General features: G+C 73.0%; 28 protein-coding genes. 13 read left to right on the top strand and 15 right to left on the bottom strand.

Annotated elements, in window-relative coordinates; all coding sequences use genetic code 11:
• Positions 1-74 precede the first annotated feature (74 nt).
• Positions 75-734 carry a GNAT family N-acetyltransferase gene (locus tag ACOJVX_RS20830; RefSeq protein ID WP_418153741.1) on the top strand — a complete coding sequence of 220 codons (660 nt, stop codon included), beginning with the start codon at positions 75-77 and terminating at the stop codon, positions 732-734.
• Between the two features lie 545 nt (positions 735-1279).
• Positions 1280-2572, top strand: coding sequence for a DUF418 domain-containing protein (locus tag ACOJVX_RS20835; RefSeq protein WP_418153740.1), 1293 nt, complete (start codon positions 1280-1282; stop codon positions 2570-2572).
• 76 nt (positions 2573-2648) lie between these two features.
• Here ACOJVX_RS20835 and ACOJVX_RS20840 read toward each other — a convergent pair whose 3' ends face one another.
• From ACOJVX_RS20840 to ACOJVX_RS20855, 4 genes are all read right to left on the bottom strand, one after another.
• Positions 2649-3467, bottom strand: a complete 819-nt coding sequence (locus ACOJVX_RS20840; protein WP_030105708.1) for an AAA family ATPase — start codon at positions 3465-3467, stop codon at positions 2649-2651.
• A 222-nt stretch (positions 3468-3689) separates the two neighbouring features.
• On the bottom strand, positions 3690-4472 hold the full coding sequence (locus tag ACOJVX_RS20845; RefSeq protein ID WP_418153739.1) for an alpha/beta fold hydrolase: 783 nt from the start codon (positions 4470-4472) through the stop codon (positions 3690-3692).
• Between the two features lie 38 nt (positions 4473-4510).
• Entirely contained in the window at positions 4511-4963 is a 453-nt protein-coding gene (locus ACOJVX_RS20850) for a DUF3618 domain-containing protein (protein WP_026419003.1), read from the bottom strand.
• 4 nt (positions 4964-4967) lie between these two features.
• Positions 4968-5396 (bottom strand): phage holin family protein, encoded by a 429-nt coding sequence (locus ACOJVX_RS20855; protein ID WP_051313991.1) that lies wholly within the window; start codon positions 5394-5396, stop codon positions 4968-4970.
• A 558-nt stretch (positions 5397-5954) separates the two neighbouring features.
• On the opposite strand from ACOJVX_RS20855, the gene ACOJVX_RS20860 reads away from it, so the two are divergent.
• Complete coding sequence (locus ACOJVX_RS20860; protein WP_418153737.1) at positions 5955-6755, top strand: hypothetical protein; 801 nt, start codon at positions 5955-5957, stop codon at positions 6753-6755.
• Positions 6756-6987: 232 nt separating this feature from the next.
• On the opposite strand, the gene ACOJVX_RS20865 is transcribed toward ACOJVX_RS20860, so the two are convergent.
• A complete protein-coding gene (locus ACOJVX_RS20865; protein ID WP_418153736.1) occupies positions 6988-8064 on the bottom strand; it encodes a flavin-containing monooxygenase in 1077 nt (358 codons plus the stop codon).
• Positions 8065-8614: 550 nt separating this feature from the next.
• On the opposite strand from ACOJVX_RS20865, the gene ACOJVX_RS20870 reads away from it, so the two are divergent.
• The 6 genes from ACOJVX_RS20870 (at position 8615) to ACOJVX_RS20895 (ending at position 16425) form a co-directional block, all read left to right on the top strand.
• A complete protein-coding gene (locus ACOJVX_RS20870; RefSeq protein ID WP_418153735.1) occupies positions 8615-9709 on the top strand; it encodes a FecCD family ABC transporter permease in 1095 nt (364 codons plus the stop codon).
• Between the two features lie 7 nt (positions 9710-9716).
• A complete protein-coding gene (locus ACOJVX_RS20875) occupies positions 9717-10820 on the top strand; it encodes a FecCD family ABC transporter permease (protein ID WP_103056123.1) in 1104 nt (367 codons plus the stop codon).
• 10 nt (positions 10821-10830) lie between these two features.
• Positions 10831-11682, top strand: coding sequence for an ABC transporter ATP-binding protein (locus ACOJVX_RS20880; protein WP_030105716.1), 852 nt, complete (start codon positions 10831-10833; stop codon positions 11680-11682).
• Between the two features lies 1 nt (position 11683).
• Positions 11684-12565: a siderophore-interacting protein gene (locus ACOJVX_RS20885; protein ID WP_051313992.1), complete on the top strand. Its 882-nt coding sequence runs from the start codon at positions 11684-11686 to the stop codon at positions 12563-12565.
• A 162-nt stretch (positions 12566-12727) separates the two neighbouring features.
• A complete protein-coding gene (locus ACOJVX_RS20890; RefSeq protein ID WP_103056124.1) occupies positions 12728-14575 on the top strand; it encodes an ABC transporter ATP-binding protein in 1848 nt (615 codons plus the stop codon).
• Positions 14572-16425 carry an ABC transporter ATP-binding protein gene (locus tag ACOJVX_RS20895; RefSeq protein WP_422647035.1) on the top strand — a complete coding sequence of 618 codons (1854 nt, stop codon included), beginning with the start codon at positions 14572-14574 and terminating at the stop codon, positions 16423-16425. The genes ACOJVX_RS20890 and ACOJVX_RS20895 overlap by 4 nt, the downstream gene beginning before the upstream one ends.
• Before the next feature lie 49 nt (positions 16426-16474).
• On the opposite strand, the gene ACOJVX_RS20900 is transcribed toward ACOJVX_RS20895, so the two are convergent.
• The gene (locus ACOJVX_RS20900) at positions 16475-17683 is read right to left on the bottom strand and encodes an FAD-dependent oxidoreductase (RefSeq protein ID WP_026419012.1); all 1209 of its coding nucleotides are present in this window, start codon (positions 17681-17683) and stop codon (positions 16475-16477) included.
• A 75-nt stretch (positions 17684-17758) separates the two neighbouring features.
• Here ACOJVX_RS20900 and ACOJVX_RS20905 point away from each other — a divergent pair, with 75 nt between their 5' ends.
• Together ACOJVX_RS20905 and ACOJVX_RS20910 are read left to right on the top strand one after the other, a co-directional pair.
• Complete coding sequence (locus tag ACOJVX_RS20905; RefSeq protein ID WP_337661728.1) at positions 17759-18373, top strand: PadR family transcriptional regulator; 615 nt, start codon at positions 17759-17761, stop codon at positions 18371-18373.
• A gap of 69 nt (positions 18374-18442) precedes the next feature.
• Positions 18443-18925 carry a hypothetical protein gene (locus tag ACOJVX_RS20910; protein WP_418153731.1) on the top strand — a complete coding sequence of 161 codons (483 nt, stop codon included), beginning with the start codon at positions 18443-18445 and terminating at the stop codon, positions 18923-18925.
• 217 nt (positions 18926-19142) lie between these two features.
• On the opposite strand, the gene ACOJVX_RS20915 is transcribed toward ACOJVX_RS20910, so the two are convergent.
• The 9 genes from ACOJVX_RS20915 to ACOJVX_RS20955 all read right to left on the bottom strand — a co-directional run bounded on the left by ACOJVX_RS20915 (position 19143) and on the right by ACOJVX_RS20955 (position 25475).
• Positions 19143-19928, bottom strand: coding sequence for an aminoglycoside phosphotransferase (locus tag ACOJVX_RS20915; protein ID WP_418153759.1), 786 nt, complete (start codon positions 19926-19928; stop codon positions 19143-19145).
• Positions 19929-19983: 55 nt separating this feature from the next.
• Positions 19984-20727, bottom strand: coding sequence for an AAA family ATPase (locus ACOJVX_RS20920; protein WP_418153730.1), 744 nt, complete (start codon positions 20725-20727; stop codon positions 19984-19986).
• 14 nt (positions 20728-20741) lie between these two features.
• A complete protein-coding gene (locus tag ACOJVX_RS20925) occupies positions 20742-21167 on the bottom strand; it encodes an SPASM domain-containing protein (RefSeq protein ID WP_418153729.1) in 426 nt (141 codons plus the stop codon).
• Positions 21168-21252: 85 nt separating this feature from the next.
• Positions 21253-22008, bottom strand: a complete 756-nt coding sequence (locus tag ACOJVX_RS20930) for an ABC transporter permease (protein ID WP_051313993.1) — start codon at positions 22006-22008, stop codon at positions 21253-21255.
• The gene (locus ACOJVX_RS20935) at positions 22005-22919 is read right to left on the bottom strand and encodes an ABC transporter ATP-binding protein (RefSeq protein WP_422647036.1); all 915 of its coding nucleotides are present in this window, start codon (positions 22917-22919) and stop codon (positions 22005-22007) included. Before ACOJVX_RS20935 ends, ACOJVX_RS20930 begins: the two co-directional genes overlap by 4 nt.
• A complete protein-coding gene (locus ACOJVX_RS20940; RefSeq protein ID WP_418153727.1) occupies positions 22910-23572 on the bottom strand; it encodes a TetR/AcrR family transcriptional regulator in 663 nt (220 codons plus the stop codon). Before ACOJVX_RS20940 ends, ACOJVX_RS20935 begins: the two co-directional genes overlap by 10 nt.
• Before the next feature lie 334 nt (positions 23573-23906).
• On the bottom strand, positions 23907-24260 hold the full coding sequence (locus ACOJVX_RS20945; protein ID WP_030105725.1) for a hypothetical protein: 354 nt from the start codon (positions 24258-24260) through the stop codon (positions 23907-23909).
• A gap of 448 nt (positions 24261-24708) precedes the next feature.
• A complete protein-coding gene (locus ACOJVX_RS20950; RefSeq protein WP_422647037.1) occupies positions 24709-24993 on the bottom strand; it encodes a hypothetical protein in 285 nt (94 codons plus the stop codon).
• Positions 24990-25475: a hypothetical protein gene (locus ACOJVX_RS20955; protein ID WP_418153725.1), complete on the bottom strand. Its 486-nt coding sequence runs from the start codon at positions 25473-25475 to the stop codon at positions 24990-24992. Before ACOJVX_RS20955 ends, ACOJVX_RS20950 begins: the two co-directional genes overlap by 4 nt.
• A gap of 234 nt (positions 25476-25709) precedes the next feature.
• Between ACOJVX_RS20955 and ACOJVX_RS20960 the strand changes: the two genes are divergently transcribed.
• Both ACOJVX_RS20960 and ACOJVX_RS20965 read left to right on the top strand, forming a co-directional pair.
• Entirely contained in the window at positions 25710-26591 is an 882-nt protein-coding gene (locus tag ACOJVX_RS20960) for a helix-turn-helix domain-containing protein (protein ID WP_337661730.1), read from the top strand.
• The gene (locus ACOJVX_RS20965) at positions 26585-26794 is read left to right on the top strand and encodes a DUF397 domain-containing protein (RefSeq protein ID WP_103056130.1); all 210 of its coding nucleotides are present in this window, start codon (positions 26585-26587) and stop codon (positions 26792-26794) included. Before ACOJVX_RS20960 ends, ACOJVX_RS20965 begins: the two co-directional genes overlap by 7 nt.
• Positions 26795-26801: the final 7 nt, after the last annotated feature.

Here is a 26801-nt window from a genome sequence, read left to right on the forward strand (position 1 = left end):
ATCATGCCCGCTGCGCGGATGTGCGTATCCTCACCCAAGACCATGAGTACACCGTACGCATCTGGGAGGGTTCAGTGTCCGAGACGATCACCGTGTGGCGGGCCGGGCGGGACGACATCGCCGGAGCGGCGGCGGCCTTCGCCGCCGCCAGCGAGGGCGAGGCCGTGATCACCTGGGTCATCCCCGACCAGGACGAGCGGCGGGAACGCATCGTGCGCGACCCCGAGGCGGCCGAGCCGTGGATCGGGGCCGTCGTCGCGACGGGGGAGGTCGTCGTGGCGGGAACCAGACCGGACGAGGTCACCGGCGTCTCCCTGTTGGAGTTCATCGACCCCACCTCGACGACCGGTGACCGGTCGATCGCCGCCGCGAGCCAGGACGAGGCGGACGCGGCCGTGGCGGCGGCCTTCGAAGCGGTCTACGGCCCCCACGCGCCACGGATGGCGACGGTGCGGCGGATGACCGAGGAGCGGCACCCCGCCGGAGAACCGCACTGGTACCTCCAGCAGATGGGGGTGCGACCGGATCACCGGGGACGGGGCGTGGGCGGAGCGCTGCTGCGCCACCAGCTCGCCAGGATCGACGAGGCGGGTCGGCCCGCCTACCTGGAGGCGAGTTCACCCCGGGCCGCCGCCCTCTACGAGCGGTACGGCTTCCGCGCGCTGGGCGAGCCGATCGTCCTGCCCGAGGAGGGCCCACGACTGCGTCCGATGTGGCCTCCGGTCGGCGGCTAGGGGACCTTTCCGGGCAGAGCGTCCGCTGCCGACGACGGCCGCGACGTCGTCCGCCCGTCGCGGTCTCGAGCTCGACGCGCACCACCGCCACGCTCGCCCGCGAGGGTCGTTGCCCACTGGCCGCCGGGAGACGACCCGTACCGCTCCACCCGGCCCTGACATGGCGAAACCCCGGCCGAGGCCGGGGCTTCTGGTGACGTAGGTTACTCCGCCAGCCCAGCCGAGGCCAGAGGAATTGTGTGGAATTCTGTTGCGAACCGATTCAGACCCCGATCGGCGGCGGACGGGGTAGGCGGTCGGGCCGCTCGCGACGACATCTCGGGCGCGGAACTCTCAGGAACGCGGGCTGGAGCGCCTTCCGGCGAGAGGTGCCCACACCGGACAGCGAGCGCGGGGATCAGCGTCTCGCGCTGGTCCGAGGCCGCGAGCACCACGCCGGAGGAAGTCCACCGATCGCCGCTCACTCCAACCATGCCGCGACCCACGCGCGCGGAAGGCCCACGAGCCGGTGCGCGCGCTGGAACGATCTGGGGAGGAACACCACCATGACAACCACCACCACTCCGTCCGAACGCGGTCCGGTGAAGGCCGGCGAACGCGTCCTCGCGCCTGATCTGGCCCGAGGCTGCATGTTGCTGCTCATCGTGCTCGCCAACACCGTCTTCTACCTGTGGGGATCCGAGCGGAGCCCCGGCAGCGCGCATCCGGTCGACGGCTCCGTCGCCGACAAGATCACCCAGGTGGTGCTCGTCGCCGGGGTCGACATGCGCTCCTACCCGATGTTCGCGTTCCTCTTCGGCTACGGCATCGTGCAGCTGCTGAGCCGCCAACTGGCCACCGGCACGCAGGAACGCGACGCGCGGGCGCTGCTGCGGCGGCGGCACCTGTGGCTGCTGGTCTTCGGCGTGGCGCACGCGGCCCTACTGTGGATGGGCGACATCCTCGCCGCCTACGGCATGACGGGCCTGATCCTCTGCTGGTTGTTCCTCCGCCGGTCCGACCGGGTGCTGCTGGTCTGGTCGGCCGTGCTCAGCGGGCTGGTCCTCACGCTGTCGTTGGCGCTCGTCGTCCTCGCGGCCCTCGCACCCGAGGGCACGGCCGGGGGAGCCCCCCTGGACTACGTACCGTTCCTGACGAGCAACATCAGTGAGACGAGCTACCTCGCCAGCATCCAGGGCCGGCTGCCGGCGTGGCTGTTCCTGGTCGTCGTGCAGGGCTTCGTCCTGCTCGTCCTGCCCGTGTCGATGTTGCTCGGCTTCTGGGCCGCCCGCCGCCGGGTGCTGGAGGAGCCGGGCCAGCACCTCCGCCTGCTGCGGCCGACCGCGGTGGTCGGCCTCGGCGGCGGTGTACTCCTGGGAGGCCTGCCCTACGCGCTCGCGCGGGTCGACGTGCTGTCCGTCTCCACGTTGATGAAGGAGGCGCTGAGCCTGACGCACATGACCAGTGGCCTGTTCGGCGGGGTTGGTTACGTCGCCGTGTTCGCGCTGGTCTCGCACCGCATCTCCCGGCGGGGCGGGGTGGGCCGGATCGGGGGAGCCATCGTCGCCACCGGACGCAGGTCCCTGTCGGCGTACCTGGCGCAGTCCGTGCTCTGCGCCCCACTGCTCGCCGCCTGGGGCCTCGGCTGGGGCGCCTCGTTCGGCAGCGCTCAGATGGCGCTGTTCGCCATCGGTGTCTGGCTGCTGACGGTCGTGGCCAGCGCCCTGCTGGAACGCGCCGGCCGGCGCGGCCCGGCGGAGGTGGTGTTGCGCGGCCTGACCTACCGGTCGCGGGGGAGGGCGGCCGCGCCGGCCGCCAGTCGTTCCCAGGACGGGCCGACGGAACGCGTGACCACCTGAGCCCCGACGTCGGGCCCGGCCTCGCGGTCCGGGCCCGACGAGGCCCGCCGAGGCGCACGCCCCGAGGCGCGGGAATTCAGCTCCGCCGGGGAGCGTGCCCCGCCGCGAGGACCGGGTCGAGGTGGGCCGGCCCGGTCGGGAAGTCGGCGACGGCCAGTCCCACCAGCGCCTCGCAGTCCCGCCGCCCGCACTCGCAGTCGAAGTGGGCCACCATCGTGGTGGCGTCGCCGGTGGTCCACGGCCGTGCCAGGTAGGCGAGGTGTTGGCGGACGACGTCCAGGTTGGCCAGTCGGAGCAGGGACACCCGGCCGGCGCGGTCCCGGACGACGGGCCCGGCGGCGAGGGCGGCGGCGAACCGCTCCTCGACTTCGGAGACCACCCGCCGGAGGGGCGCTCCCCGACCGGTGTGGACGACCGGCGCGCCCCGCCCGTGGACCTCGTCCTCGATCCGCTCCGCGAGCAGTTCGTAGAACCTGAGCACCGGTCGGCTCAGGTCCCGGTCCCGGAGGCGCCGGCGCCGTTCCGCCGCGTCGGGCAGCAGCCACACCGCGGTGGCGTCCGGCCCGACCACCCCGGGGGTGATGATGGTGCCCTCGACGACGGTGAGTGGTTCGGGGGGCAGGGACCGCACGTCCTCGACCACCATCGGCCCCCGCTCGTGGTGCAGCGACCGGGCCACCAGCACCTCGGGCGGCGCGGACCACCGGCGCTCGACGGAGAGGCGTTCGAAGTCGAGCGCGGCGGGCACGCCGGCACGCAGGGCGCGGTCGCGGTGCTCCCAGGTGCGGGTGTCACTCGCGTACACGCGGAGCCCGTGCCGGCGGGCGAGCAGCCGGGCCACCGAGCTCTTCCCGGCTCCGGGCGGACCGCCGATCCACACCACGGGAGGCGTCACGCCAGGCCTCCCACCCGGGTCCGCCCGCCCGGCGCGAGGTCGCCGGGCAGGTGGCGAGCAGCGGGAGACGCGCGTACCCGGTCACCTCGCTGCGACGACGTGCCCCCGGGAGCCGGTGTCCCGCTCCCCCGGGGTGAACCGGGCACCCCGTGCCGGCTCCGGCACCCCACCGCTGCCTCCTGGTCTCCGGCGACGACGAGCCCGGGCGGGCGGCCCGGCGGATCAGCCACGCCACAGCCGGGACAACGCGGTGTTCACCAGGTCCGGCCGCCCCTGGTGCGGCCAGTGGCTGGCGCCGGGCACCCGCAGCAGCTCGGCGCCCAGCAGGTCGGCGGTCACCCGCGCGCAGGCCATGATGGGGCGGCCCCCGTGCTCCCGGTAGTCGTCGGCGGCGTTCTCCCAGGTCCCGGTGATCACCAGCGTGGGACGCGGGGCGTTCGCCACGGCTTCGGAGGGGATCGGCGTGTCCCAGGCCGGTCGTTCGGCGAGCGCGGTCCTGGTCGCCCGGACGTGCCGCTCGGTGATCTCGGGAACGGGGAGACCGGCGGACCGGTAGTTGAGGCGGACCAGTTCCTCGGCGTCGATCGTCGGCGGGACCGCGTCCAGGGCCGCCCGGTTGCGTGCGATGGCAGCCGCGACGACGGGGTCGCGCGGGGCGAGCTGGAAGCACGCGGGTTCGATGAGGGTGAGGCTGCGGACCCTGTCCGGCCTGGCTGCCGTGACCAGCAGCGCGACGACGGCGCCCGAGGAGTGCCCCACGAGGTGGGCTCCGTCGTCGAGCAGCTCGCCGATGTCGATGGCGTCCTCATGCGGATCGCTGCGGGCCGTGTCGGGGCTCGCGCCGTAGCCACGCCGGTCGGGCACCACCAGCTGGTGGTCGGCGGCCAACGGCCGTTGGGCGGCGAACCCGAACGTGGCCGCGCCCCAGGTCCCCGAGCCGTGCACCAGGACGACGCGCGGACCGGCGGTGCCCCACGACGTGACGGACAGCGGTGCCGGCGCCATCCGTCCAGTGTGGCGGAACGGGGAGGCCGGTGCCAGGGTCAGATCTCCCACACCTCGTAGCCGTCCAGCTGGCGTCCCCTCGCCGGCCCGTGGTGCCGGAAGTGCCCGAGGCCGTGGTGTGCCCGGTGGTGGTGCCGGTGGGCGCGTCGACGACCCAGCGCCACCAGCACGAGCAGCGCGGCGGCCGTCCACCCGAGGGTGGCGCCTGGCCGCTTGCGGATCGCCTCCCGGCCCCGGTCGAGCTGCCGGGCCACCTGGGGCGGGGCCTTCTCGGTGAGTCGCGCGGCGGCCTGGTCGAGCGAGTGGAGCTTCTCCTCGGTCAGGTCCGAGACCTTGCCCCGCACGTCGAACTTGTCCACGAGGTCGGCCACGGTGTCGGCGAGTTCGTGCTCGGTGGCCTCGATGTCGCGCCGCAGTTCCTCGTCGGCCCAGCTCCCACGGGTCGCGGTGTGCCGGCCGCCGTGCTGCCTGTCTCCGTTCCGGTGGCTCATGTCCTCACCGCCCCGTCCGCGACTTGATGGTGTCCACCGTGTCCCGCATGTTGGCGACCGTCTGTTCGGGCACGACCGGGGTCACCTTGCGGAACTCGCGACGGCCGACCAGCGACATCACGCCGGCGGCCGCGAGCAGCGCGGCACCCGTCACCAGCGCCGCCAGCCAGCCCGGCCACACCAGCGCCAGCGCGAGGACCACGCACAGCACGAGCGCGCCCCCGCCGTAGAGGGCGAAGACCGCCGCTCCGCCGAACATGCCGCCGCCCATGGTGGCGTGGCGGCGTTTGCCGGAGAACTCCCGCATCGCCAGTCGCATCTCGCCGCGGATCAGGTGCCGGGTCTGTTCGAAGGCGTCGTGCACCAGCTGCGAGGTGTTGCGCTCCCGGTGCCGTTCGTCCTCCATCGACCGGACGTCGAATTGCTCAGCCATCGTCTCGCGCTCCGATTCCTTGGGACCACGTGCCGTCGGGCTACCCGACAGGTCGGCGCCGAAACCGCTCCCCGCTCCGGCCGACGGGATTCACCACCCTCCCTGGGTGGGATCGGCCGGATGCCTCCCCTGGTCATCAGGGGTGCGCAGGGACCGGTGGAGCGGCCTCGTCGCGGCGCGGAGCAAGCGGTGCCGTGGGCGGGGACCCGGCCGGTGCGAGGACGTCAGGGCGGGGCCGCCGGTGCTGCCCTCGACCGGTGCCCGGGCCGCAAGGTGCCGTCCCCGCTCGGGGCGGCCCCCCGCACCGGCCGCGGCGGTGGCGGAGACCGGGACTGGTGGTCGCCACCCCGCGGGGGCGGCGACCACCTCCTCCGGCCGGCGGTCCCGTCGACGGTGGCCTCGCGGGACACTGGGTCGACCGCGCGAACCGCCCGGTCAGGCCGCCGACGACCGGCCACGTGACCGCCTGGGCCGTGACCGCGCCCTGTCACCACCCGTTCACCCGGCAGCACTAGCGTTCGCGGCCACGACGCGACGGTTCTCGGGTGGGAGGCAACAGTGCCGTACGACGCCGCCGCCCGCTCGGACCCGTTCGCCCGGCGGGCTCGGGCCCGGGCCCGAGCCCGGTACCGCCGGGTGTGGGGAACCGGGATCGCACTCGCCGGGGTGTTCGGCAGCGCGGTGTTGATGCGCCTCGCCGTCCTGCCCACCGGTGTGGGGCTTCCGGGCCTGCCCGTGGCGCACGCCGCGTTCCCCGCCACCGGGTTGGCCGTGCTGGGTGCCGTGGTGATCGCCGCCCTGGTCGGGGTCGCCCTCGACCGGGTCCTCTCCCCCGTTGGCAGCCCGTGCTGGTGGGGAGGCGCGACGACGGTGGCCTGGGGCTACTGGGGTGGGCTGGTGTGGCCGGCATCCGCGACCGAGCCAGCCGCGCGGCTGGCTCCTGGTCCGCCGCCCTGGCTCCCCTGGGCCGTGCTGGTGGTCGCGTTGGCGTCCTCGCTGGTCGCGGTCCGGGCACTGAGGGCCGCCGTGGCCGAGGACCGGCGCGTGCTGGCGCTGCTGGAAAGCGGCCGGCGGTCGGTGGGGACCGTCCTCGACCTGGAGGCGATACCGGCATCGGGCCTGACGGGACCGGCCAGGGAACGCCTGCTGCTCCACATCGGTTTCCGGGACGGCAGCCGGGCGGTCGTCTCCCGGGTCCGGCTCGACCCGCGACCCGGCCTGGCCCCGCGCGTGGGCGACCGGCTGGATCTCTGGTACCGGCCCGCCGCCGTCCTCGTGGCACCCGACCCCCAGGAGCCGGCGCGGCTGGACGACCGGCACCTGGTGGTACGCGCCCGGAAGCCCACCGTCGACTTCTGAACCGGCCGGGCGCGGCCGACCCCGGGGAGGACTGGCCCATGCCGGTGACGGCCGAGTGCCGCCGGCGGAGTGGCACCGGCGGCACTCGGGCACGGGCAGGGGGGTGGGCGCTGACGGCCGATCGACCGGCGGGGGCCGACCGGGGTGGCATTCCGGGGTTCGACGCGGGGAACGGGGGCCGATGTCGCCGCCGTCCGCGAGGGCGCTCAGCGACCAGCCGCGCGCGGCCCCATCACCGCCCGAGGAGGGTGGGGCGGCGGAGGCCGAGGGTGGTGCTCATCCGCCTGGCCATCACCCTGGCGTCGGAACCGACACCCACGATGCTGTCCGACCCCAGGGTCCGCTGGTCCTCCACTCCCAGGTACGCCAGCCGCTGGTGGGTGGTGGACCACCCGTTGACCTGCCGGGGACGGCCCTCGCCGTCCAGGGCGCCGAGGCCGCGCAGGTAGCCGAAGTCCGGCCGGAACCCGGTGGCCAACACGATCACGTCCACGCGTTCCCGCAGCCCGTTGGGCCACACCACCTCGTCACCCTCCACCCGGTCGAACATCCGGCGGTGGTCGGGACGACCGGCTGCCACCGCCTGCTGGTAGCGGCCGACGTCGAGGACGGGCGCTCGGCCTCCCCGTCGGATCACCCGGAACTGGGGCACGGTGTCGATCCCGAGCACGCGCAGCCAGAAGTGCAGGTCACGGCCCGCGACGAACTGGGGTGCCCACTTGATCGTCCCTCGGCTGGCCAGGGTCACGACGGCGTGGTCCGCGAGTTCCACGGCGATCTGCACCGCCGAGTTCCCGCCGCCGACGACCACCACCCGGAGTCCCGCCCAGTCGTCGGGACGCCGGTACTCGGAGCTGTGGCGGAGGACGCCGGTGAAGGTGTCCAACCCGGGCAGGGCCGGCCGGTGGGGGCGGCCGAAGCTGCCGGTGGCGGCCACCACCGAGGGCGCGCGCGCCACCTGGCCGTCCGCCAGGTGCGCGGCGAAACCGTCGGGGGTGGCGCTCACGTCGAGCACCCGGTTGCCGGTGCGGATGTCGACGTCGAGGAGGCGGGAGTACCGGCGGAGGTAGGCGACGTGTTCCTCCCGGGTCGGGTACCGGTCGGGGTCGCCGCCGCAGGGGAGACCGGGGAGGGAGCTGTACCGGGCGGGGGTGAACAGGGTGAGGCTGTCGTAGTAGGACGGCCAGGAACCAACCGCTTCGGGGCCGGCCTCGAGCACCACGGGGCGGAGTCCCCTGGCGCGGAGGGCCTGGGCACCGGCCAGGCCGGCCTGTCCACCACCGATGATCAGCGTATGGGCATCGGACATCCACCGATCGTAGGAAGGTCGGTGCCCTCGTCGCGGGCCGGACGGCCGGGAACGCGGCCACGACCAGGCCCGGCATAAGCGCCGCTTTGGACGGGTTGCACCGCGCGGTACCCACCACGTCCACCTTCACCCGTACAGGGTAATCCTTTAGGATAGCCTCGCCTAATGTCCCCGTAGGGCGAAGGGAAACCCATGCCTGCCCCGCACCGCACCCACCGCCGCTCCCCTCGCGGAACCGGCGGGGAGGGTCCCGCTCGTCGGTCGTGGCGAGGGCGGCACGGCGACGTTCCCCGCACCGGCACCGGGCACCCGGGCACCGCACCGGCGCACCACGGCCCGCCGCGCGTCCTGGGTGGCGCTGCTGACCGCGACGCGGCGCGGCACGCCTGACCAGCACCGGCTGGCCGCGCCCCTCACCCCCACGTCAGGCGGGCCTCCCGGCCGGCCTCCTCTCCGGAAGGGAACACCCCAGCATGGCGGCAGCAGGAGCCGAGGGCGGACCGGTGGTCCCGGCCGCCAGCGCGGTGGCCTCGCGGGGCGGGACGCCCCGATGAACCCCGCCGACCAGGACCTCGCGCCGGCCGGCCCCGCCGGCTCGCTCCGCACCGCCGACCCGGCCGCGCGAACCACCACCGGGCGGCGCGCCCCGCGCCGACGGCTCGCGGCCGGGTTGGTGGTGCTGGCCGTCCTGCTGGTCGCGGCCGCCGTGGCCAGCCTCGTCGTCGGCACCAGGCCCATCCCGTTCGGGACCGTGCTCGACGCCCTCCGCGACGTCGACCCCACCAATCCGGACCACCTGGTCATCTGGGAACTGCGGCTTCCCCGGACCCTGGTGGGGCTCCTGGTCGGCGGCGCGCTCGGCCTCGCCGGCGCCGTCATGCAGGGCGTCGCCAGGAACCCGCTGGCCGACCCCGGGATCCTGGGTGTCAACGCCGGCGCCTCCTTCTTCGTCGTGGTCGCGATCAGCCTGCTCGGCGTGACCACCCTGACGGGGTACGTGTGGTTCGGTTTCCTGGGGGCGGCGCTCGCCACCGCCGTGGTGTACGGGATCGCGGCGGCCGGCCGGGAGGGCGCGACCCCGGTGAAGCTCGCGCTCGCCGGCGCGGCGGTCAGCGCGGCCCTGACCTCGCTGACCACCGCCGTCCTGCTGACCGACGTGGACACCTTCGACCAGTTCCGCTTCTGGCAGGTGGGCTCGCTGGCCGGCCGGGATCTCACGATCTTCTGGCAGGTGCTGCCGTTCCTCCTGGTCGGAGTGGTCCTCGCCCTGTGCTGCGGCCGAGTGCTCAACACGCTCTCCCTCGGCGACGACGTCGCCAGGGCCCTGGGGCAGCGGGTGGCCCTCTCCCGGGGGTTGGCCGGTCTCGCCGTGGTGGTCCTCTGCGGGGCGGCGACGGCCGCCGCCGGCCCCATCGCGTTCATCGGGCTGACCATCCCGCACATCGCCCGCGCGATCACCGGCCCCGACCACCGGTGGGTGCTGCCCTACTCGATGATGTTGGCGCCGGTGCTGTTGCTGGTCGCCGACGTCCTCGGTCGTGTCATCGCCCGGCCCGGCGAAGTCCAGGTCGGCATCGTCACCGCCGTGATCGGAGCGCCGTTCTTCATCGCGCTCGTCCGCCGCAGCCGAGTCGCGGAGCTCTGATCCGAGGATGACGAAGAGCCTCCCGACACCCGCTCTGGACCGCGACGCCCTCGTCGGCACCGGAGACGGCGCGGACCTGCTCCGGGCCCGGCGGGTGGTGTCCGCCGCCCGCCTCCGGCGCGGTGGCCGCGCCACCGCCGTCACCCTGGTCCTCGCCGTCGCCGTCGTCCTCGTCTTCGGGGTGTCGCTGTCCCTCGGCGAGTTCCCGATCCCCCTCCGGGACGTCGCGGCCTCCCTGGTGGGCCTGGCCGATCCCGCGACCGAGTTCGTCGTCCGTGACCTGCGGCTGCCCCGAGCGCTGGTCGGGATCCTGGTCGGGGCGGCGTTCGGGCTGTCGGGCGCGCTGTTCCAGAGCATGGTGCGCAACCCGTTGGCGAGCCCGGACATCATCGGCATCACCTCCGGGGCGTCGGCGGCGGCGGTGTTCGGCATCGTCGTGCTGGGGTTGGGCGGTGTCGCCGTGTCCGTCAGCGCGTTGGCCGGCGCGATGCTCACCGCGCTGGCCATCTACCTGTTGGCCTGGCGGCGCGGTGTCAGCGGCTACCGGCTCGTCCTGGTCGGCATCGGCACCGCCGCGATCCTCAACAGCGCGGTGTCCTACCTGATGACCCGGTCGCGGGTGGACACCGCGCAGCAGGCGCTGGCCTGGATGACCGGCAGCCTCAACGCCCGCACCTGGGACCACGTCGTCCCGCTGACGATCGGCATGGCGGTGCTGCTGCCGCTCGTGGTCGCCCTCTCCCGCCCGCTGCGCGCCCTCCAGCTCGGCGACGCCGCCGCCACCAGCCTCGGGGTGGGGGTCGAACGGTCCCGGCTCGGGCTGGTGCTCGTCGCCGTGGCCCTGGCGGGGGTGGCCACCGCCGCCGCCGGCCCGGTGGCCTTCGTGGCGTTCCTGTCCGCCCCGATCGCCCGCCGGTTGACCCGGGGCGCCGGCCTGGCGCTGCTGCCCGCCGCCCTGGTCGGGGCGCTGGTGGTCGGCCTGGGCGATGTGGTGGGTCAGCACCTGGTCAGCGGGGCGCAGTTCCCCGTGGGCGTGGTGACCGGCGCGGTGGGCGCCCCGTACCTGTTGTGGCTGTTGGCCGTGTCGAACCGTGTCGGGCGCGGTGGATGAGGAGTGCGTGATGACTGACCGCCACAGCCTGCGGGCGGAGGACCTGCGGCTCGGCTACGGCAACCGGGAGGTGGTGCGCGGGCTGTCCGTCGACATCCCCCCGGGACGGGTGACGGTGATCGTCGGCGCCAACGCCTGCGGCAAGTCCACCCTGTTGCGGGGGCTCGCCCGGCTGCTGGCGCCGAGCGGGGGAACGATCCACCTCGACGGCAGGGACATCAACGGCATGCCCACCAAGGCCGTCGCCGCCGTCCTCGGCCTGCTGCCCCAGACGCCGACCGCACCCGAGGGCATCCGGGTCGCCGACCTGGTGGGCCGGGGCCGCTACCCGCACCAGGGCTGGTTCCGGCAGTGGAGCCAGGGCGACGACGAAGCCGTGGCGGAGGCGTTGCTGGCCACCGGGACCCTCGACCTCGCCAACCGGCCGGTCGACGAGCTCTCCGGTGGGCAGCGGCAACGGGTGTGGATCGCGATGGCCCTGGCCCAGCGGACCGACCTGCTGTTGCTCGACGAACCCACCACCTACCTCGACGTCAACCACCAGGTGGAGGTCCTGGACCTGCTCACCGACCTCAACCGGCGGCGGGGCAGCACGGTGGTCCTGGTGCTCCACGACCTGAACCTGGCCTGCCGCTACGCCGACCACCTCATCGCCATGAAGGACGGGCTGATCGTCACCCAAGGGGCCCCGGGCGAGGTGGTCACCGAGGAGGTGGTGGCGGACGTGTTCGGGATGGCCTCCCGCGTCGTCCCCGACCCGGTGTCGGGAACACCGATGATCGTGCCCATCGGCCGGCACCACGTCACCGCCGCGCCCCCGGTCCCGGTGGCCGGCGGCGGGAATCCCGGGCACGGTGGTTGAGGTGGGCCGGGACCACCTCCGCGCCGAGGTCGTCGCGGTGGACCGCGTCGGCCCCCGCGTCGTCCGGGTCACCTTCGGCGGACCGGAGCTGGCCGGGTTCGGCAGCGTCGGAACCCCTGACGAATGGTTCCGACTCGTGGTGCCCTCGACCGCCGCGCACGGCGGGGACCCGGAGCCGGCCGGCGGTGCCCCCGCCTACCGGGCCGAGGAGTTCGGCCGCTGGTACACGGTGCGGCGGTGGGACGCCGAGACCGCGTTGCTCACCGTGGACCTCGTGCTGCACGGACGGGGAGTCGCCGCTGCCTGGGCCGGCTCCGCCGCCGTCGGCGACGTCGCGTGGGTCGGGCAGCCGCGAGGCTCCTACGTCCCGCCACCGCCCGGGGTGCCGGTGGTCCTCGCCGGTGACCTGACCTCGCTGCCCGCCCTCACCCGGATCGTGTCGTCCCTGCCCGAGGCGACCCCGACGCGGGTGGTCGTGGAGGTGGGTGGCGCCGCCGACGAACAGCCCCTCGACGGGCCGGCCGACCTGGAGGTCCGCTGGCTGCGCAACCCCCGTTTCGGACGCGCGGGGAGCCTGCTGCCCGCCGCGCTGCGGGAACACCTCCCGGCGGGATTCGATCCGAGGTCCTGCCGCTACTGGATGGCCGGCGAGGCCACCGCGGCCCGGCTCGTCCGGCACCACCTGCGCCACGAGCTGCGCGTGCCCGACGGGCAGCACCACGCCGTCGGCTACTGGCGGCTGGACGGGGAGGAGTGGAACCGCCGGTTCGCGGCGTCCGGCATCGACATCGGAGCCATCTGGGACGCGGGACAGCGCGCCGGCCGCACCCAGGAGGAGATCGTGGACGACATCCACGCGCGACTCGTCGACGCGGGGCTGTGATCCGGCTCTCGCGGCCCCTTCGGTGGTGCCGCCCCCGTGTCAATCACCCACGAAAGCGTGACACCGTTCCTCACGCCGCGTTCCCGGGCCCGGAGCCCGGCGGGGAGAGGCGGCGCGATCACCCGATCAGGGGACGACCTTCCAAGGAGAAGAGGAACAGCGATGGACAGCAGCGGTGACGGGCCGGGCCCCGTCCCCCCGGCGCCCGAGCCTCGCCGGGGCGGTGGTCGTCCGCTCACCGCGAACCGGGTGTTGTGGCGCGCCCTGGCACGACACCGGTTACGCCTGACCGGCGGCATCCTCGGGCTGTCCGGCCACCAGGCAGCCGAGACGCTGGTCCCCGTCGCGATCGGGATCATCATCGACCGGGCGGTGGCGACCGGGGACCCGGGGGCACTGGGCCTGTCCGTGCTCGGGCTGGCCGCCTTGTTCACCGTGCTCGCCCTGTCCTGGCGGCTGGGCGCCCGGTCGCTGTTCGGCGCGATCCAGCAGGAGAACCACCTGTTGCGCGTGGAGACCGCCGGACGTGCCCTCGACCCCAGGGGGCAGCGCTCCGGGCTGGCCACCGGGGAGCTGCTCAGCGTCGCCACCTCGGACGCCGAACGCACCTCCGACGTCCTGCGTGACGTGCCCAGCTTCTTCTCCGGTCTGGTGGCCCTGGGCATCTCGGCGTTCGTCCTGCTGCGGATCGACGTCCCGCTCGGGCTCGGCGTGCTCGTCGGGGTGCCGGTGCTGGTCGTCCTGCTCCAACTGCTCGGCCCCCTGCTGACCCGCAGGGCCGGGGAGAAGCAGGCGGCCACGGCGCGAACCGCCGCGCTCGCCACCGACCTGGTGCGCGGCGTGCGCGCCCTCCGGGGCATCGGCGGCGAACCGAGCGCCGTGCGCCGGTACCGCGAGTCCAGTGACGACGCGCTCCGCCGCACGCTGCGGGCGGCCACCCCGCTGGGGGCACACCGGGGCGCGACCACGGCGGCCAGCGGGCTGCTGCTGGCCGTGGTGGCCGGGTTCGCCGGTTGGCTCGCCGTGGACGGCCAGATCACCATCGGCGAGCTGATCACCGTGGTGGGGCTGGCCCAGTTCATCGCCGAACCGGTGCAACTGCTCGGGATCTGCGGGCAGGGCATCGCCGTGTCCAGGGCCTCCGCCGCCCGGCTGGTCACCCTCCTCACCGCGCCGCCCGTGGTGCGGCCGGGCTCCGCCCGGCTCCACGGGTTCCGGGAGCTGCGGTTCGACGGCGTCGCGCACGGCTCGCTGCGGTCACTGGACCTCACCGTGCGGGCCGGCGAGTTCGTCGGGGTCGTCGTGGACGACCCGAGGGACGCCGATGCGCTGCTCGCCCTGCTGTCAGGGCGGGTTCCGGCCGCCGACCACGAGGGGGAGCTGGTGGTCGACGGCGTCGCCGTGTCCGAGGTGGACATCGACGAACTGCGGCGGACGGTGCTGGTGGAGACCCACCACGTCACGCTCTTCGAGGGGACCCTCCGGGACGCGGTCACCTCCGGCCGCGAGGTCTCCGCCACCGGCCTGGAGCGCGCGTTGCGGGCCGCGGCCGCCGACGAGGTGGTGGCCACCCAGGCCGAGGGGCTGGACACCGAGGTCCTGGACCGGGGGGCCTCGCTGTCCGGCGGGCAGCGGCAACGGATCGCCCTGGCCAGGGCACTGCTGGCGGACCCGCCGGTCCTGGTGCTCCACGACCCCACCACGGCGGTGGACGCGGTCACCGAGGAGGTCATCGCCCTCGGCGTGGCCGAGCTGCGCCACCCCGCCACCCACCCTCCCGGTGCCGACGACCCCGACGCGGGCGGTCGGGACGAACGACCGGCGGGCGGTGACGGGGAGGGCCCGCCAGCGGGCGGCCCGAGGACGACGCTGCTCATCACCAGCAGTCCGGCGCTGCTGGCCCGGGCCGACCGGGTGGTGGTCCTCACCGACGGAGTGGTGCGCGCCGAGGGCACCCACGCCGACCTGGCGGCCACCGACGAGACCTACCAGCGGGGAGTACTGCGATGAGCGCGGAGGCGGGGACCGGCGGCCGCCGCCGGCGGAGGCGTTCGGCGGCGGCCGCCGAGTTCGACACGGCGACCTCGGCGGCCGACCGCCTCCCGGTCGCGACACCGCGCCAGGTCTGGCGGGTGCTGCGGGGCGAACTGGCCCGCCAGCCGTGGACGACGAGCGCCGCGTTGGGCGCCTGCCTGCTCGGCAACGCCTTCGGTCTGGTGGCCCCCTGGGTGCTCGGCGACCTGGTCGACACCATCGCGGCTGGCGGTCCGGACGCCGACGGGTCCGCCGTGCTGTGGACGGTCGCGCTCATCGCCGGTGCGGCGCTGCTGGGTGGCCTGCTCACCGGGGTGGCCACCGCGCTGATCGCCCGTGCCGGCGAGACGGTGCTGGCCCGGCTGCGGGAACGTGTCGTGGACCGCGCCCTGCACCTGCCCACCACCACCCTGGAACGGGTGGGCAGCGGGGACCTGCTCTCCCGGGTGGGCGACGACGTGTCGATCGTCGGCCGGATCGTGACCAACCAGGCGGCGGTGCTGATCTCGGCGTTCTTCACGGTCGTCCTGACGGTGGGTGGCCTGCTCACCCTGGACTGGCGGCTCGGGCTGGCCGGCATGGTGACCCTCCCGATGTACGTGTTGTCACTGCGCTGGTACCTGCCGCGTTCCGGCCCCGGTTACGCGGCGGAACGGGTGGCCATCGGGGAGAGGTCACAGGCCCTGGTCAGTTCCCTGCACGGGGTGGACGCGGTGCACGCGCACCGGCTGGGCGAGGCCCGGATGGGGTTGGTCACCGACCGCTCCGCGCGGTCCCGGGACATCTCGGTCCGGGTGTTCCGGCTGTTCACCCGGTTCGCCTCCGGCGCCAACCGCGCGGAGTGCGTGGGACTCGTGGCGATCGTCGTCACCGGGTTCCTCCTCGTCAGGGCCGACATCGTGACGGTCGGCGCGACCACGGCGGCGGCCCTGTACTTCCACCGGCTGTTCTCCCCGCTCGGCGCGTTGCTGTTGTCCTTCGACGAGGTGCAGTCGGCGGGGGCGAGCCTCGCTCGCCTGGTGGGCGTCGCGCGCCTCCCGGCGACCCCCGAACCGGAGGCACCGCCCCGCCCCGCCGACGCGGGCCTGCGGATCGAAGGGGTGAGCCACCGCTACGACGGCGGTCCGCTGGTGGTGGACGACGTGACCCTGGTGGTGGAGCCGGGTGAGCGGGTCGCCCTCGTCGGCGCCAGCGGAGCCGGGAAGACGACCCTGGCCGCGATCGTCGCCGGCCTCCTCGACCCGGCGGAGGGCTCCGTCCGGGTTGGCGGTGTTCCGCTCGCCGAGCTGGGACTCCGCCAGCTGCGCCGCCACGTCATGCTCGTCAGCCAGGACGTGCACGTCTTCTCCGGTCGGCTGGTGGACGACGTGCGCCTGACCGCACCGGACGCGTCGGAGGCCGAGGTGCTCACCGCGTTGGAGGCGGTGGGCGCCCGCCGCTGGGCGGAGGGCCTGCCGGGGGGCATCGAGACCCGGGTGGGCGAGGAGGGCCACCCGCTGACGGCGCCGCGGGCCCAGCAGTTGGCCCTGGCCCGGCTGGTGCTGGCCAACCCCTCGGTGGCGATCCTCGACGAGGCCAGCGCCGAGGCGGGCAGTTCCGGGGCCCGTGACCTGGAACAGGCCGCCCTCGCCGCCACCGAGGGGCGGACGTCGTTGGTCGTCGCGCACCGCCTGCCCCAGGCGGTGGCCGCCGACCGCGTGGTGGTGATGGACCACGGGCGCATCGTGGAGGTCGGTTCGCACGAGGAACTGGTGGCCGCCGGTGGCCGCTACGCGCGGCTGTGGGCGGCGTGGGAGGGCAGGGACCGCGAACCGCTGCCGGGCTGAGCGCGTCCCAGCCGCCCCCGTCCTCCCCTTGGCCGCCCTCGCCGCCTGCTCAGCCGACGGCGGCGGTGATCGGGGCTTCCCAGTCGACCCGGTACTCGTAGAGCCATCGCTGGTCGACGGCCTCGGCCCTGGCCATCCGCCGGAAGACGACGGGCAGCGCGAGATCCCGCACCACGCGCGCCACCGGCCCGGGGGCCTTCTGGTCCCCGTTGCGCTTGCCCTGCGCGACGACCCGCTCCACCCGGTCCCGCCGCGACGCCGTGTAGGTGGCGAGCGCGGCGGGGTGGTCGGGCACGTCCCGCAGGCACTTCGCCAGCACCAACGCGTCCTCGATGGCCAGTGACGCGCCCTGCCCGGAGGAGGGTGAGGTGGCGTGCGCCGAGTCCCCGACCAGCACGCAGCGGTCGGTGTGCCAGGTCGGCACGGACGGCAGGTCGTAGGTGTTCCAGGGCGGCATGATCCGCTCGGTCGCGGCGATGATCCTGGCCGCGGGCGTGCGGTCGCGCGCGACGAGCTCCAGGAGGTGCGCCCGCCACCACGTCGGGTCGATCGCGTCCAACTCCTCCTGGCTGGCCTCCTGGGCGCGGGGCGGGTTCGCGAACCACCACACCTCCCCGTCGGGGTGGCGGTAGTAGGCGAAGAAGCAGCGACGCCCGAAGACCATGTTGGCCACGCCCGGCTCGGCGTCCACCGGCACTCCCGGCGCGAAGCCCCCCGTGTTGAGCAGGCCGACGTACCGGCCCGAGGGCGCGCCAGGGTCGATCGCCCCGCGCACCCGGGACCGCAGCCCGTCCGCGCCGACCAGCAGGTCGCCGGTCGCCTCGCTCCCGTCGGCGAAGCGCGCGGTCACCCCGTCCGGGCGTTCGGTGAGGCCCACCAGGCGGCGGCCGTACTCGACGCGCACCCCCTCGTCGAGGGCCGCGTCCCGCAACGCCCGGTAGAGGTCGGACCGGCGGACCGTCCTGGTCACGGTGCCGTCGGGCAGCGCCCCGCCCTGGGCGAGCTCGGCGAGGAAACGGCCGGAACCGGTGCGGAAGGCCATCCGTGGCGTGTCGAACCCGGCGGCGAGCGCGCGTTCCAACAGGCCCAGTTCGGCCAGGGCCGACTGGCCGTTGGTGGCGACGCCGAGGTAGGCGCCCACGCCGTCGGCGGTCCGGTCGTACCCCTCGTACACGACCGGATCCAGCCCAGCCCGGCGCAGCGCCACCGCCGCGACCGTTCCCGCTATTCCTCCCCCGATCACCAGCACCCTCGTCATCGCCATCCCCTCCCCGAGGTCATAGTATGACTATACATAAAATGACTATACTCGCAAGCTGGCTAGGGTGTGCCCATGTCCGGTCGTCCCTCCCGAAGGTCACCGCTGGCGATGGCCCTGCTCGCCCTGCTCGCCGAGGCCCCGACGCACGCCTACCGCCTGCGGGAACTCATCCGGGAGCGCAGGAAGGACCAGGTGGTCAACGTCGCGCAGCGCAACAGCGTGTACCAGACGCTCGATCGCCTGCTCCGCGACGAGCTGGTCCAGGTGCGCGACACCGAACGGGTCGGGGACCGACCGGAGCGCACCGTCTACGAACTCACCGACGAGGGCGCGGCCACCCTCGACGGATGGCTGCGGGAGATGCTGTCCACCCCGGCACGGGAGTTCCCCGAGTTCCCGGCGGCCCTCGCCTTCCTCCCCCTGCTCACCCCGGACGCGGCACTCACCCTGCTGGCACGGCGGGCGGAGGCGCTCCGACGCACGTTGGCGGACCTGGACGCCGAGGAGGCACGGGTGGCGGGGGCGCTCCCCCGGGTCGTGCTCCTGGAGGGCGAGTACCAGCGCGCCACCGCCCTCGCGGAACTGCGGTGGCTGGAGGCGGTGACCGAGGATCTGCGCACCGGAGCCCTCGACTGGAACCGCGAGGACCTCGACGCCATCGCCGCCCGCTTCGAACCACGGGGGTGAGGCGGTGCTTCCCGAGAGCCCCAGGCCGCAGCCCCTCCGGCGCACAACCACGAAGGGACCACCTCGACCGTGGCACGCATCGGCATCACCGGCCATTCGAACCTGAGCCCGGACTCGGTCTCCCTCGTGGAGACCGCCCTGCGGGACCACCTGCGGGCGGAGGGCGACGGCGAGCTGGTCGGCGTGACCTGCCTGGCCCGCGGCGCCGACCAGATCTTCGCTCGTGCGGTGCTCGCCCTGGGCGGCACCACCACCGTGGTGCTCCCCGCCGAGGACTACCGGGAACGCAAGGTCGGACCCGACAACGCGGCCGAGTTCGACGCGCTGATCGACAGGGCCACCGATGTCGAGGTGATGCCGTTCGAGAGGTCGACTCGTGATGCCTACGTCGCGGCCAGCGAACGGGTGTTGAACCTCGTCGAACGGCTGGTGGCCGTGTGGGACGGCCAGTCGTCCGACGGTCGTAGCCGCACGGCGGACGTCGTGGCCGCCGCCCGCCAACGAGGGATCCCCGTCGTGGTGATCTGGCCGGAGAACGCCCGTCGGGCGTGACCCGCCGGCGGGGCGCCGAGCCCGCGCCGATCAACGGCCGTGGGCATCCCGGCCTGGAGGTCCAGGACCGGCACCGTCACCCTGGTCCGTGCTCCTCGGCTCGGACGCCGACCTATCCGGACACCAGCTCGCCGTCGGACGACTGACCTCGGTTCCTCGCGTGTGGAGCTGAGTTCGGGCGGGCGAACTCCGGCCGCGCGGCTTCCTACGGGGGCGGTCAAGGATTGAGCAGTGCTCGCGCGCGCCGTTCGAGTGGCCCTGCGAGGTCGGGGAACTCGCCGCTGTCGGTCCGGCGAGACAGTCGAGCGATGACGTAGAGCTGCGCGAACCGCCCCGCCTCGGTGTCGAGCACGTCGGCGAAGACCTTGTGAACTCGTTGCGCGATCGTGGGCACCAAGAGGCTGTAGCAGAGCAGAGTTGCCGCATCGGTGCCCACGGGTCCACGCCCCCACAGTTCCCAGTCGAGCAGGCCGAACCGCGGGCCGAACAGGTTTGCCCAGTGCACATCACCGTGCACGGTCTCCCACGCGGGCACGGCGGGGTCGACCGCGTCGCCGAATCGGTGCACGATGCGATCGGCGACCTTGTCCTGAGTGCTGTTGACACGCTCGGTCGGAGTCGTCGCGATGACGTCCACGGTATGACGCAGCTCCGTCCACCACTCGTCGGCAAGATCGACCTCGGCACGCAGTGCGTCCGTGGGCGAGCAGGGGGAGCCCGGCAACCGGGTCATGATCTCGGCGCGTTGCTGACGCCATTCCTCCCACTCGAAGACGTCGAGCACGCGTGGTTTGGCAAGGCCGGTCACCACGTTCGCGTCGACATTCCCGGTCCAGAAGTCGCCCCCGATCCACTGTTTGTCCTCGGAGACGACGCGCAGCCAGTAATCGGCGCCACCTTTGCGGACCGGCGCGCTGATCGACCGGTCGAGCCAGCCGAGCAGCGGCTCGCCGATGACGACTACGCCGAAGCGTTCCGCGGCGCGGTCAAGATTGCCGTGCATCCACTGCCTGAATCGTGCGTCGGCTTCGCTGGTGTCGACCACCACCGGCTCCCTCTCACTCGTCGGTGATGTACCGCAGGTAGGCGGTGGGATTGTTCATGTACCGACGCCAGTGGTCGACCAGGTCGAGGTCTTCCCACTCGATGCGCTGGAAACCGTCATCGCCCACTTCGATGATGTCGGCGCCGGGGGTGACCGCAAGGACCGGCGAGTGCGTCGCACAGATGACCTGAGCGCCGGATTGGCCGAGGTCATACAGGAGGTTGACCAGCCTGAGGCAGGACTTGAAAGACAGCGCCGCCTCAGGCTCGTCCATGAGGTAGAAGCCGGGCTCGCGGAACATGTTCGCCAGCACGGTGAGGAACCCCTCGCCGTGGCTCATTTCGCTGGTGTCCTCCTCCCAGTAGCCACGCATCCCGCTCACGGCCTCCATGAAGCCGAACGCGGTTTCGGCGCGCAGGAAGTACCCTCGGCGCTTGGTTCGCGTTCCGCTCTTGTGTCGCGCGCCCGCACTGGTGGTCTCCCAGCGGATCAGTTCACCGAGGGCGGTTTTCGGCCGGTCGTTGACGTACTTGCGCCCTGCCCGCCCGCCGCGCGCGTCCAGGCCCCACGCCTCGGCGAACGCCTCGACAAGGGTGGACTTCCCCGAACCGTTCTCCCCGACCAGGAACGTGATCGGCTTGTCGAACACCATGCCTTGCTCAGCCAACTGCGCCACGCACGGCACGGTGAGCGGCCAGCTGTCGGCCACCTCGGAAGACAGCAGTTCGTCGGGGATGTACGCACGGCGAGCGAGCATGTGTGTGTCCTTGATCAGTATTCGGACGGGACGCACGCACCGACCGGTGCGCAGTTGTTCGCGGGGACACACGCCGGGCTGCAGCTCGGCCCGCACTGTGGGTCGCACATGTTGGGCACGCACGGGTTCGACGGGCGAGCCGAGAAGTGCGCGGCCAGCACCGTTGTGGTCTTCAGCATCGTCGGCCCGGTCAGGATCTCGGCGAGGGGGGCGACCCGCACGTTACCGACCGGCAGCCAGCGCGAGAACACACACGGCCACACGGTGCCGTCAGCGGCCACTGCCACTTCTTGTCGACGGTCGGGGCCGCACGGCGGACGTCGTGGCCGCCGCCCGCCAACGAGGGATCCCCGTCGTGGTGATCTGGCCGGAGAACGCCCGTCGGGCGTGACCGCCGGCGGTGCGCCGAGCCCGCGCCGATCAGCGGCCGTGGATGACATCCCCGTCCAGAATGTCCCCCGACCGGCACCGCCACGTCCCAGCCGGGGGCGGCACGGCGGACGGCCCACCCCCGGGGCACCCCGCTCACTCCCAGCGGAAGAACCGGATCGCGATCGGCCAGATCAGCAACACCGTCACCCCCATCACCAGGAAGGGCTGGAGCGACAGCGCCTCCCCCGCCCAACTCGCCCGCAAGGCCTGCGTGACCGCACCCACCGGGGTGAGATCGCCGATCTGGCGCACCAGTTCGGGCAGGTCCTCGCGGGGGACCATCGCTCCACTGAGGAACATCATCGGCACCAGCAGGATCGAGCCGATGCCGTTGGCGATGTTCGCCGTCCTGGAGATCCCGGCGATGAGCATGGTGATCGACAGGGTGGTGACCATCGCGCACAGGTAGACCAGCAGGAACGCCGGCAGCGACCTCGGCGGTGCCAGGCCGTGGACGAGCGCGCCGCCGACCAGGACGGCCACCACCGCGAGGACCGAGATCAACGCGCCGATGGCGAAGTTCGCCACGAGCAGCCCGACCCGGGGAGCCGGGGTGGTGGACAACCTGCGGAGAATCCCCCTCTCCCGCACGGTGACGATCTGCTGCGGCATGAGCTGGAGCGAGATGATCAGCAGCGCGATGCTCAGCGCGATCGGGGCCATCACGACGTCGAAGGCGCGGAGCCCGTCCAGCCCGGGGATCGGGTCCATCATGTCGGGCAGGTTCGCGAACAGCAGCAACAGCACGACGGGGAACCCGATCCCGAAGAACAGCAGCGCCCAGTCCCTGCGGAGCAGCCGCAGTTCCATCCGGGTCATCCGACCCGTCGCCCGCAACACCCTGTTCACGCCGCCTCCTCGGTGAGCTGCCCGGTGATCGTGAGGAAGGCGTCGTCCAGGCTCGCCTGTTCCACGCGGAGGTTGGACGGGGTCACGCCGGCCGCCCCGAGCAGCTGGGAGACGGCGAAGACCAACTCGCCCTCGCCCCGCACCGTCACCGCCGCACCGTCGACGACGACCTCGGTGACCACCGGCAGTGCCCGCAGCTCCTCGACGGGCACCGGTTGGGTGGTGTGGAACCGCATGCGCTGGGTCGAGCCGGCGGCCGAGGCCAGGCCCTCGGGGGTGTCCAGTGCGGCTACCCTGCCCCGGGCGATGACGGCGATCCGGTCGCAGAGGTGCTGCGCCTCGGCCATGAAATGGGTGACGAGCAGGACTGTCACCCCCCGGTCCCGCACCCGCTCGACGACCTCCCAGGTGTCCCGGCGGGACTTCGGGTCCAACCCGGTGGTCAGCTCGTCGAGCACCGCGAGCCTGGGGTTGCCGACGAGCGCGAGGGCGATCGCGACCCGCTGCCGCTGGCCCCCGGAGAGCTTCCCCCAGTAGGCGGAGGCGCGGTCCCGCAGGCCCAGGGTGTCGATCAGCTCGTCGGGGTCGGCCGGATCGGCGTAGAAGGAGGCGTAGAGCCCAAGCGCCTCCCGCACGGTCATCTTCGGCTGGAGTTCGCTGTGTTGCAGCTGGACACCGACGGTCTCGCGCAACGCGTCGCGATCGGTGTCCGGGTCGTGGCCGAACACGCTCACCCGCCCGCCGTCGCGCCTCCGCAGCCCGGTGAGGCATTCGACGGTGGTGGTCTTCCCCGCCCCGTTGGGTCCGAGGATGCCGAAGATCTCCCCGCTCTCCACGCTGAACGAGACGTCGTCGACGGCGACGTGGTCGCGGTAGGTCTTGCGCAGTCCCTCGACTTCGATCACTGGCATGGCGTGCTCCCGCTGTCGGTGGTGGGTGGGACGGCGACCAGCGCTCGGTCGAAGGTGGTCACGAGCTGCTCGCCGGCCTCGGTGAGGTCGGTGTCCGGTTCCTCCAGCCAGCCCGCGATGACGGCGTCGATGGCGCCGCCGATGGCCTGGGCGAGGACCCGGGCGTCGAAGTCGCGGAACTCGCCGGCTGCCTGCCCGGCGCGGAGGAGGTCCGCGAGGGAGCGCCACCGCGCGCCCGCGTCGCCGGGGTCGAAGGAGTCGCCCGCCTCGGCACTGCCGCCGTCGTACGTCGCGGCCTCGGCGATCACCCGCACGTGGGTGGGGTTGTCGCGCATGTACCCGACGAGGGCGCGGATGTAGGCGGCGAGGGTGGACCGGACATCGGGGTGGTCGGCGAGCTCCCGCTCGAACCGGGCGCCGAGGGCCGCGTAGATCTGGCCGAGCGCGGTTTCGATCACCTCTCCCTTCCCGGAGAAGTGGTAGAGGATCACCCCCTTCGACACGCCGGCGCGTTCGGCGATCCGCACCAGTGACGCCTTCCGGTACCCGAACTCGGAGATCACCTCGATGGCGCAGGTGACGATCTGCGCCCGCCTGGCCTCCTCGATGAAGGTCCGCTCCTTCTGACTCCTGAGACTTTTTTCTGACCCCACGGTCAGAAGTATGCACCAGTGGGTCAGTTCTCGGCATCCAGGGCCAGGACGCGGCCCGCCCACCACAGCCGAGGCCGCTCCCGCGGGTCGGTGGTCGGAGGTCGGGCCAGCGGGCGGGAGCGGACAGCGTGGTCCCCATGCCGGTCACCTCCGCACGACTCGAACACCCCACCTGATCACCGGACGGACCTCTCCCCGCTGCCGTCCCAGGAGCGGGCGTCACTCCGACGTCTGGCCGGCGGGCGCACCGCGGCCTCGGCCAAGGACCTCCTCAGCACGGGCACGTGGCACCCGCACGGCCAGGGGCACAGCGGCGACCGGCACGAACTCGCGCTCACCCCCGTGGGCGCAGCGGCGGCGGGGGCCGCCACCTGCGGCCGGTGATCAGGCGAGGCGCGGCCGGGTCGCCAGGAGGCGGCAGCGCGCCGAGTTCCTCGGCCACCGGCCCCACCCGGCCGTCCCGGCACCAGACCACCCACTCGCCGTAGCAGACCCGCACCGCCTCGACCTCGCTCGCGCCCCGGATGACGCACCAGTCCACCGTGGAACAGCCGGGCCACTCGAAGTACCCCACCAGCGCCCCCGGCCCCCGGGTCAGGGACACCCAACGCCAGCCCCGGCGGGTCAGGGCGTACACCGCCGCCAGCTCCGGTACCACCGCGATCGCCTGCCGTGCCGTGTTCTCCACTCCGGTTCTCCTCGCACACGTGGGGGCGGACCCGGCTCCCGGGATGCGGCACCGGCTCGGGGCGGGATGCCCCCGCCCCGGCCAGTCGCGATCACTCGGACGAGTCCGTACTTCGCGAATCCGCCCCTGGCGTCGGCCGGGTCGACGGTGTCGACAGCCGATCGACAGGGGATGGGCGTTTCCGCCGGCGGTCGAGCGCCCAGCGGCGATCGCCGACCGGGGGCGGTGTCGACGACGGCGAGGGGTAAGGCGGCAGGGGCGGAGCGGACGCGGAACCGGGCGAGGGCGGGCACGATCACGGCGGCCTCCGGGAGGGCGTTCGGGGATTTGGGGAAGGGCCGCCCGGGCGGGAGCTCACGACCGGGGAGGAGGGTGTCGGAGCTCGACCGCCCGGACGACCGGGTCGGGATGTGGACGTGGTCGGGATGTGGACGTGCGGAGGTGCTGATCAGGACGTGACGAGAGGCCTGACCACCCCGACGGGCACGACGTCCCGGCCTCCGCAGCGGGCCGTCCGTTCGTGGTCACGGCATCGGCGCGCTTCTCGTTGGGAGTGCTCCCGGGCCGCGCCACTGGTCACCGCCCAGCTCCGGGCCTCCCGGGTGGTTCGCCGGGCCCGCCGAACTCGGCAGGCCATCGCCAGGCGGGGAACGATGGCGCGATCGACCCACTCGACGAGCCCGAGGGCGGCCAGGGCGATCGCGGCACCCACCGTCATGCTCAACACCGTCATGAGGCACGACCGTTCGACAGGGGTGGCAACGGGAGGACTCCGCTGAGCACGGTTTCCCACCCCGTCCGCGATGCCGGGACGTCCGGGGCCTCCCGGCATCGCCAGTGATGCCGCCCCTCCCGCTCGGGCAGCCGAGAACGCGCGGGCTGCCGCTCCCCGTGGCCGGTGGCGGCGTGACTCACCGAGTAGCCGAGCACCGCCCGACGCGCCGGCTCCCCCACCCCCACCGGCGACGCCCCCCTGGGCGCCGTGCGCACCGGCGCGGGCCGACGGGCGCACGACGCACGCGCCTCGAAGACCCGGGCGGAACGGTCGGGCGGGCTTGCCTCGATGCCGGCTATCTCGACGACGAACCGGACTCCGCCGCTCGTCACCAGGGCGCGGACGAAGCGCGATCGGCGGCGTCGCGACTGCCTGCACACGGCGACGAGTACGGCGATTACGGCCAGTAGCATGGCTACCGGGATGGGATCGACGGGCATTGCGTCGGTTCCTCTCGTCACGAGGGGCCGGGCGGCCTGCCAGTTAGCCCGGCCCCTTCTTCTGCGCACCCCTACCCAGGGTTGCGATACGCTGTTACGCAACCACCCTAGGTAATGCAACTTCTCGCCAACAAGCTTCGGTACCCATGAGAAGTTGCATTCCACTCGAAGTGGTGATCGATCGTCCAATTCGGAGCGTCACTACGCTGACACGCGAAGCGATGGAGGTACCCGTTGAGCGATCCGACCGTTCGGCAACGCCTCGTGGCCCGCACACTCCGACAGTGGCGGGCGGACGCGGGCATGGTGCTCGACGACGTCACCAGCCGCCTGGGATGGTCCCGATCCAAGCTGTCCCGCCTGGAACGAGCCGAGACGATCCCTGGCCCGGCGGAAGTGATCGTCCTGGCGACGATCTACGACATCCCCACACCCGAACGGGACGAGTACGCGGCCCTGGCCTCACACCACCGTCGCGATGACTGGGCGCGGGCCTATCCCGAGGACACCATCACCGGGGAACTCCAGGACTTCATCGAGCTCGAGTCAGAGGCGAGCAAACTCGAGAACTTCGAGGCGGTCCTCATCCCTGGATTACTCCAAACCGCCGAATACGCCGCTGCCGTAGCCGCCGGTTGGGACTGTGGCGTTCCCGATGACGACATCGCCGTCGCACACCGAACGGAGGTTCGTGTACGGAGACAAGCCCGACTTCACTCCGACAAGCCCCTCCTCCTGCACGCCGTGGTGCACGAACTAGCTCTGCGCAGTGTGATCGGCGGAAGTCAGGTGATGCGCAGGCAGCTACACCACCTTGCCGCCTCCGCCGAACGCCCCAACATCACCCTGCAGGTGCTACCCGCCTCAGCCGGAGCGCACCCGTCCTTCGGGTCAACCTTCGCGATCTTGCACCACGGCGAACACACGACGCCCACGGTCTTCCTCGATACCTTGATTCGCGGGATCTTCATCCAGGAACCAGAGGACGTTGAGCGGTGTAAGATCACGTTCGAGCGTCTACGAGACTTCGCGCTGAACAGCACGGAGTCCGTACGTTTGATTCGAGCCGTAGCAGCGGAGATCACAACTGACGAGGTTGGGGGAGCACGATGGTAACCGCCGAGGCAGGATGGTCTTGGCGCACATCCTCCCGTAGCAACGACAACGGGCAGTGCGTTGAGATCGGGCGCTCACGCGAGGCGTCCGGCACCGAAGTGGCCGGCATCCGCGACACCAAGAACCGCGACGGCGGAACCCTACGCCTCGACAACGCCACCCTCACCACCTTCCTCAACGCGGTCAAAGTTGGCCGCTTCTGAGCTCGGC

It is taken from the genome of Actinoalloteichus caeruleus (assembly GCF_049311605.1).
Lineage (GTDB): Bacteria > Actinomycetota > Actinomycetes > Mycobacteriales > Pseudonocardiaceae > Actinoalloteichus_B > Actinoalloteichus_B caeruleus.

Excerpts from the sequence above, each read along its gene's own strand:
- ACOJVX_RS20835 (WP_418153740.1), top strand. The coding sequence starts at position 1,280 with ATGACAACCACCACCACTCCGTCCGAACGCGGTCCGGTGAAGGCCGGC.
- ACOJVX_RS20845 (WP_418153739.1), bottom strand. The coding sequence starts at position 4,472 with ATGGCGCCGGCACCGCTGTCCGTCACGTCGTGGGGCACCGCCGGTCCG.
- ACOJVX_RS20850 (WP_026419003.1), bottom strand. The coding sequence starts at position 4,963 with ATGAGCCACCGGAACGGAGACAGGCAGCACGGCGGCCGGCACACCGCG.
- ACOJVX_RS20855 (WP_051313991.1), bottom strand. The coding sequence starts at position 5,396 with ATGGCTGAGCAATTCGACGTCCGGTCGATGGAGGACGAACGGCACCGG.
- ACOJVX_RS20865 (WP_418153736.1), bottom strand. The coding sequence starts at position 8,064 with ATGTCCGATGCCCATACGCTGATCATCGGTGGTGGACAGGCCGGCCTG.
- ACOJVX_RS20870 (WP_418153735.1), top strand. The coding sequence starts at position 8,615 with ATGAACCCCGCCGACCAGGACCTCGCGCCGGCCGGCCCCGCCGGCTCG.
- ACOJVX_RS20875 (WP_103056123.1), top strand. The coding sequence starts at position 9,717 with ATGACGAAGAGCCTCCCGACACCCGCTCTGGACCGCGACGCCCTCGTC.
- ACOJVX_RS20880 (WP_030105716.1), top strand. The coding sequence starts at position 10,831 with ATGACTGACCGCCACAGCCTGCGGGCGGAGGACCTGCGGCTCGGCTAC.
- ACOJVX_RS20890 (WP_103056124.1), top strand. The coding sequence starts at position 12,728 with ATGGACAGCAGCGGTGACGGGCCGGGCCCCGTCCCCCCGGCGCCCGAG.
- ACOJVX_RS20895 (WP_422647035.1), top strand. The coding sequence starts at position 14,572 with ATGAGCGCGGAGGCGGGGACCGGCGGCCGCCGCCGGCGGAGGCGTTCG.
- ACOJVX_RS20900 (WP_026419012.1), bottom strand. The coding sequence starts at position 17,683 with ATGACGAGGGTGCTGGTGATCGGGGGAGGAATAGCGGGAACGGTCGCG.
- ACOJVX_RS20905 (WP_337661728.1), top strand. The coding sequence starts at position 17,759 with ATGTCCGGTCGTCCCTCCCGAAGGTCACCGCTGGCGATGGCCCTGCTC.
- ACOJVX_RS20915 (WP_418153759.1), bottom strand. The coding sequence starts at position 19,928 with ATGCACGGCAATCTTGACCGCGCCGCGGAACGCTTCGGCGTAGTCGTC.
- ACOJVX_RS20920 (WP_418153730.1), bottom strand. The coding sequence starts at position 20,727 with ATGCTCGCTCGCCGTGCGTACATCCCCGACGAACTGCTGTCTTCCGAG.
- ACOJVX_RS20925 (WP_418153729.1), bottom strand. The coding sequence starts at position 21,167 with ATGTCATCCACGGCCGCTGATCGGCGCGGGCTCGGCGCACCGCCGGCG.
- ACOJVX_RS20935 (WP_422647036.1), bottom strand. The coding sequence starts at position 22,919 with ATGCCAGTGATCGAAGTCGAGGGACTGCGCAAGACCTACCGCGACCAC.
- ACOJVX_RS20950 (WP_422647037.1), bottom strand. The coding sequence starts at position 24,993 with ATGACGGTGTTGAGCATGACGGTGGGTGCCGCGATCGCCCTGGCCGCC.
- ACOJVX_RS20955 (WP_418153725.1), bottom strand. The coding sequence starts at position 25,475 with ATGCCCGTCGATCCCATCCCGGTAGCCATGCTACTGGCCGTAATCGCC.
- ACOJVX_RS20965 (WP_103056130.1), top strand. The coding sequence starts at position 26,585 with ATGGTAACCGCCGAGGCAGGATGGTCTTGGCGCACATCCTCCCGTAGC.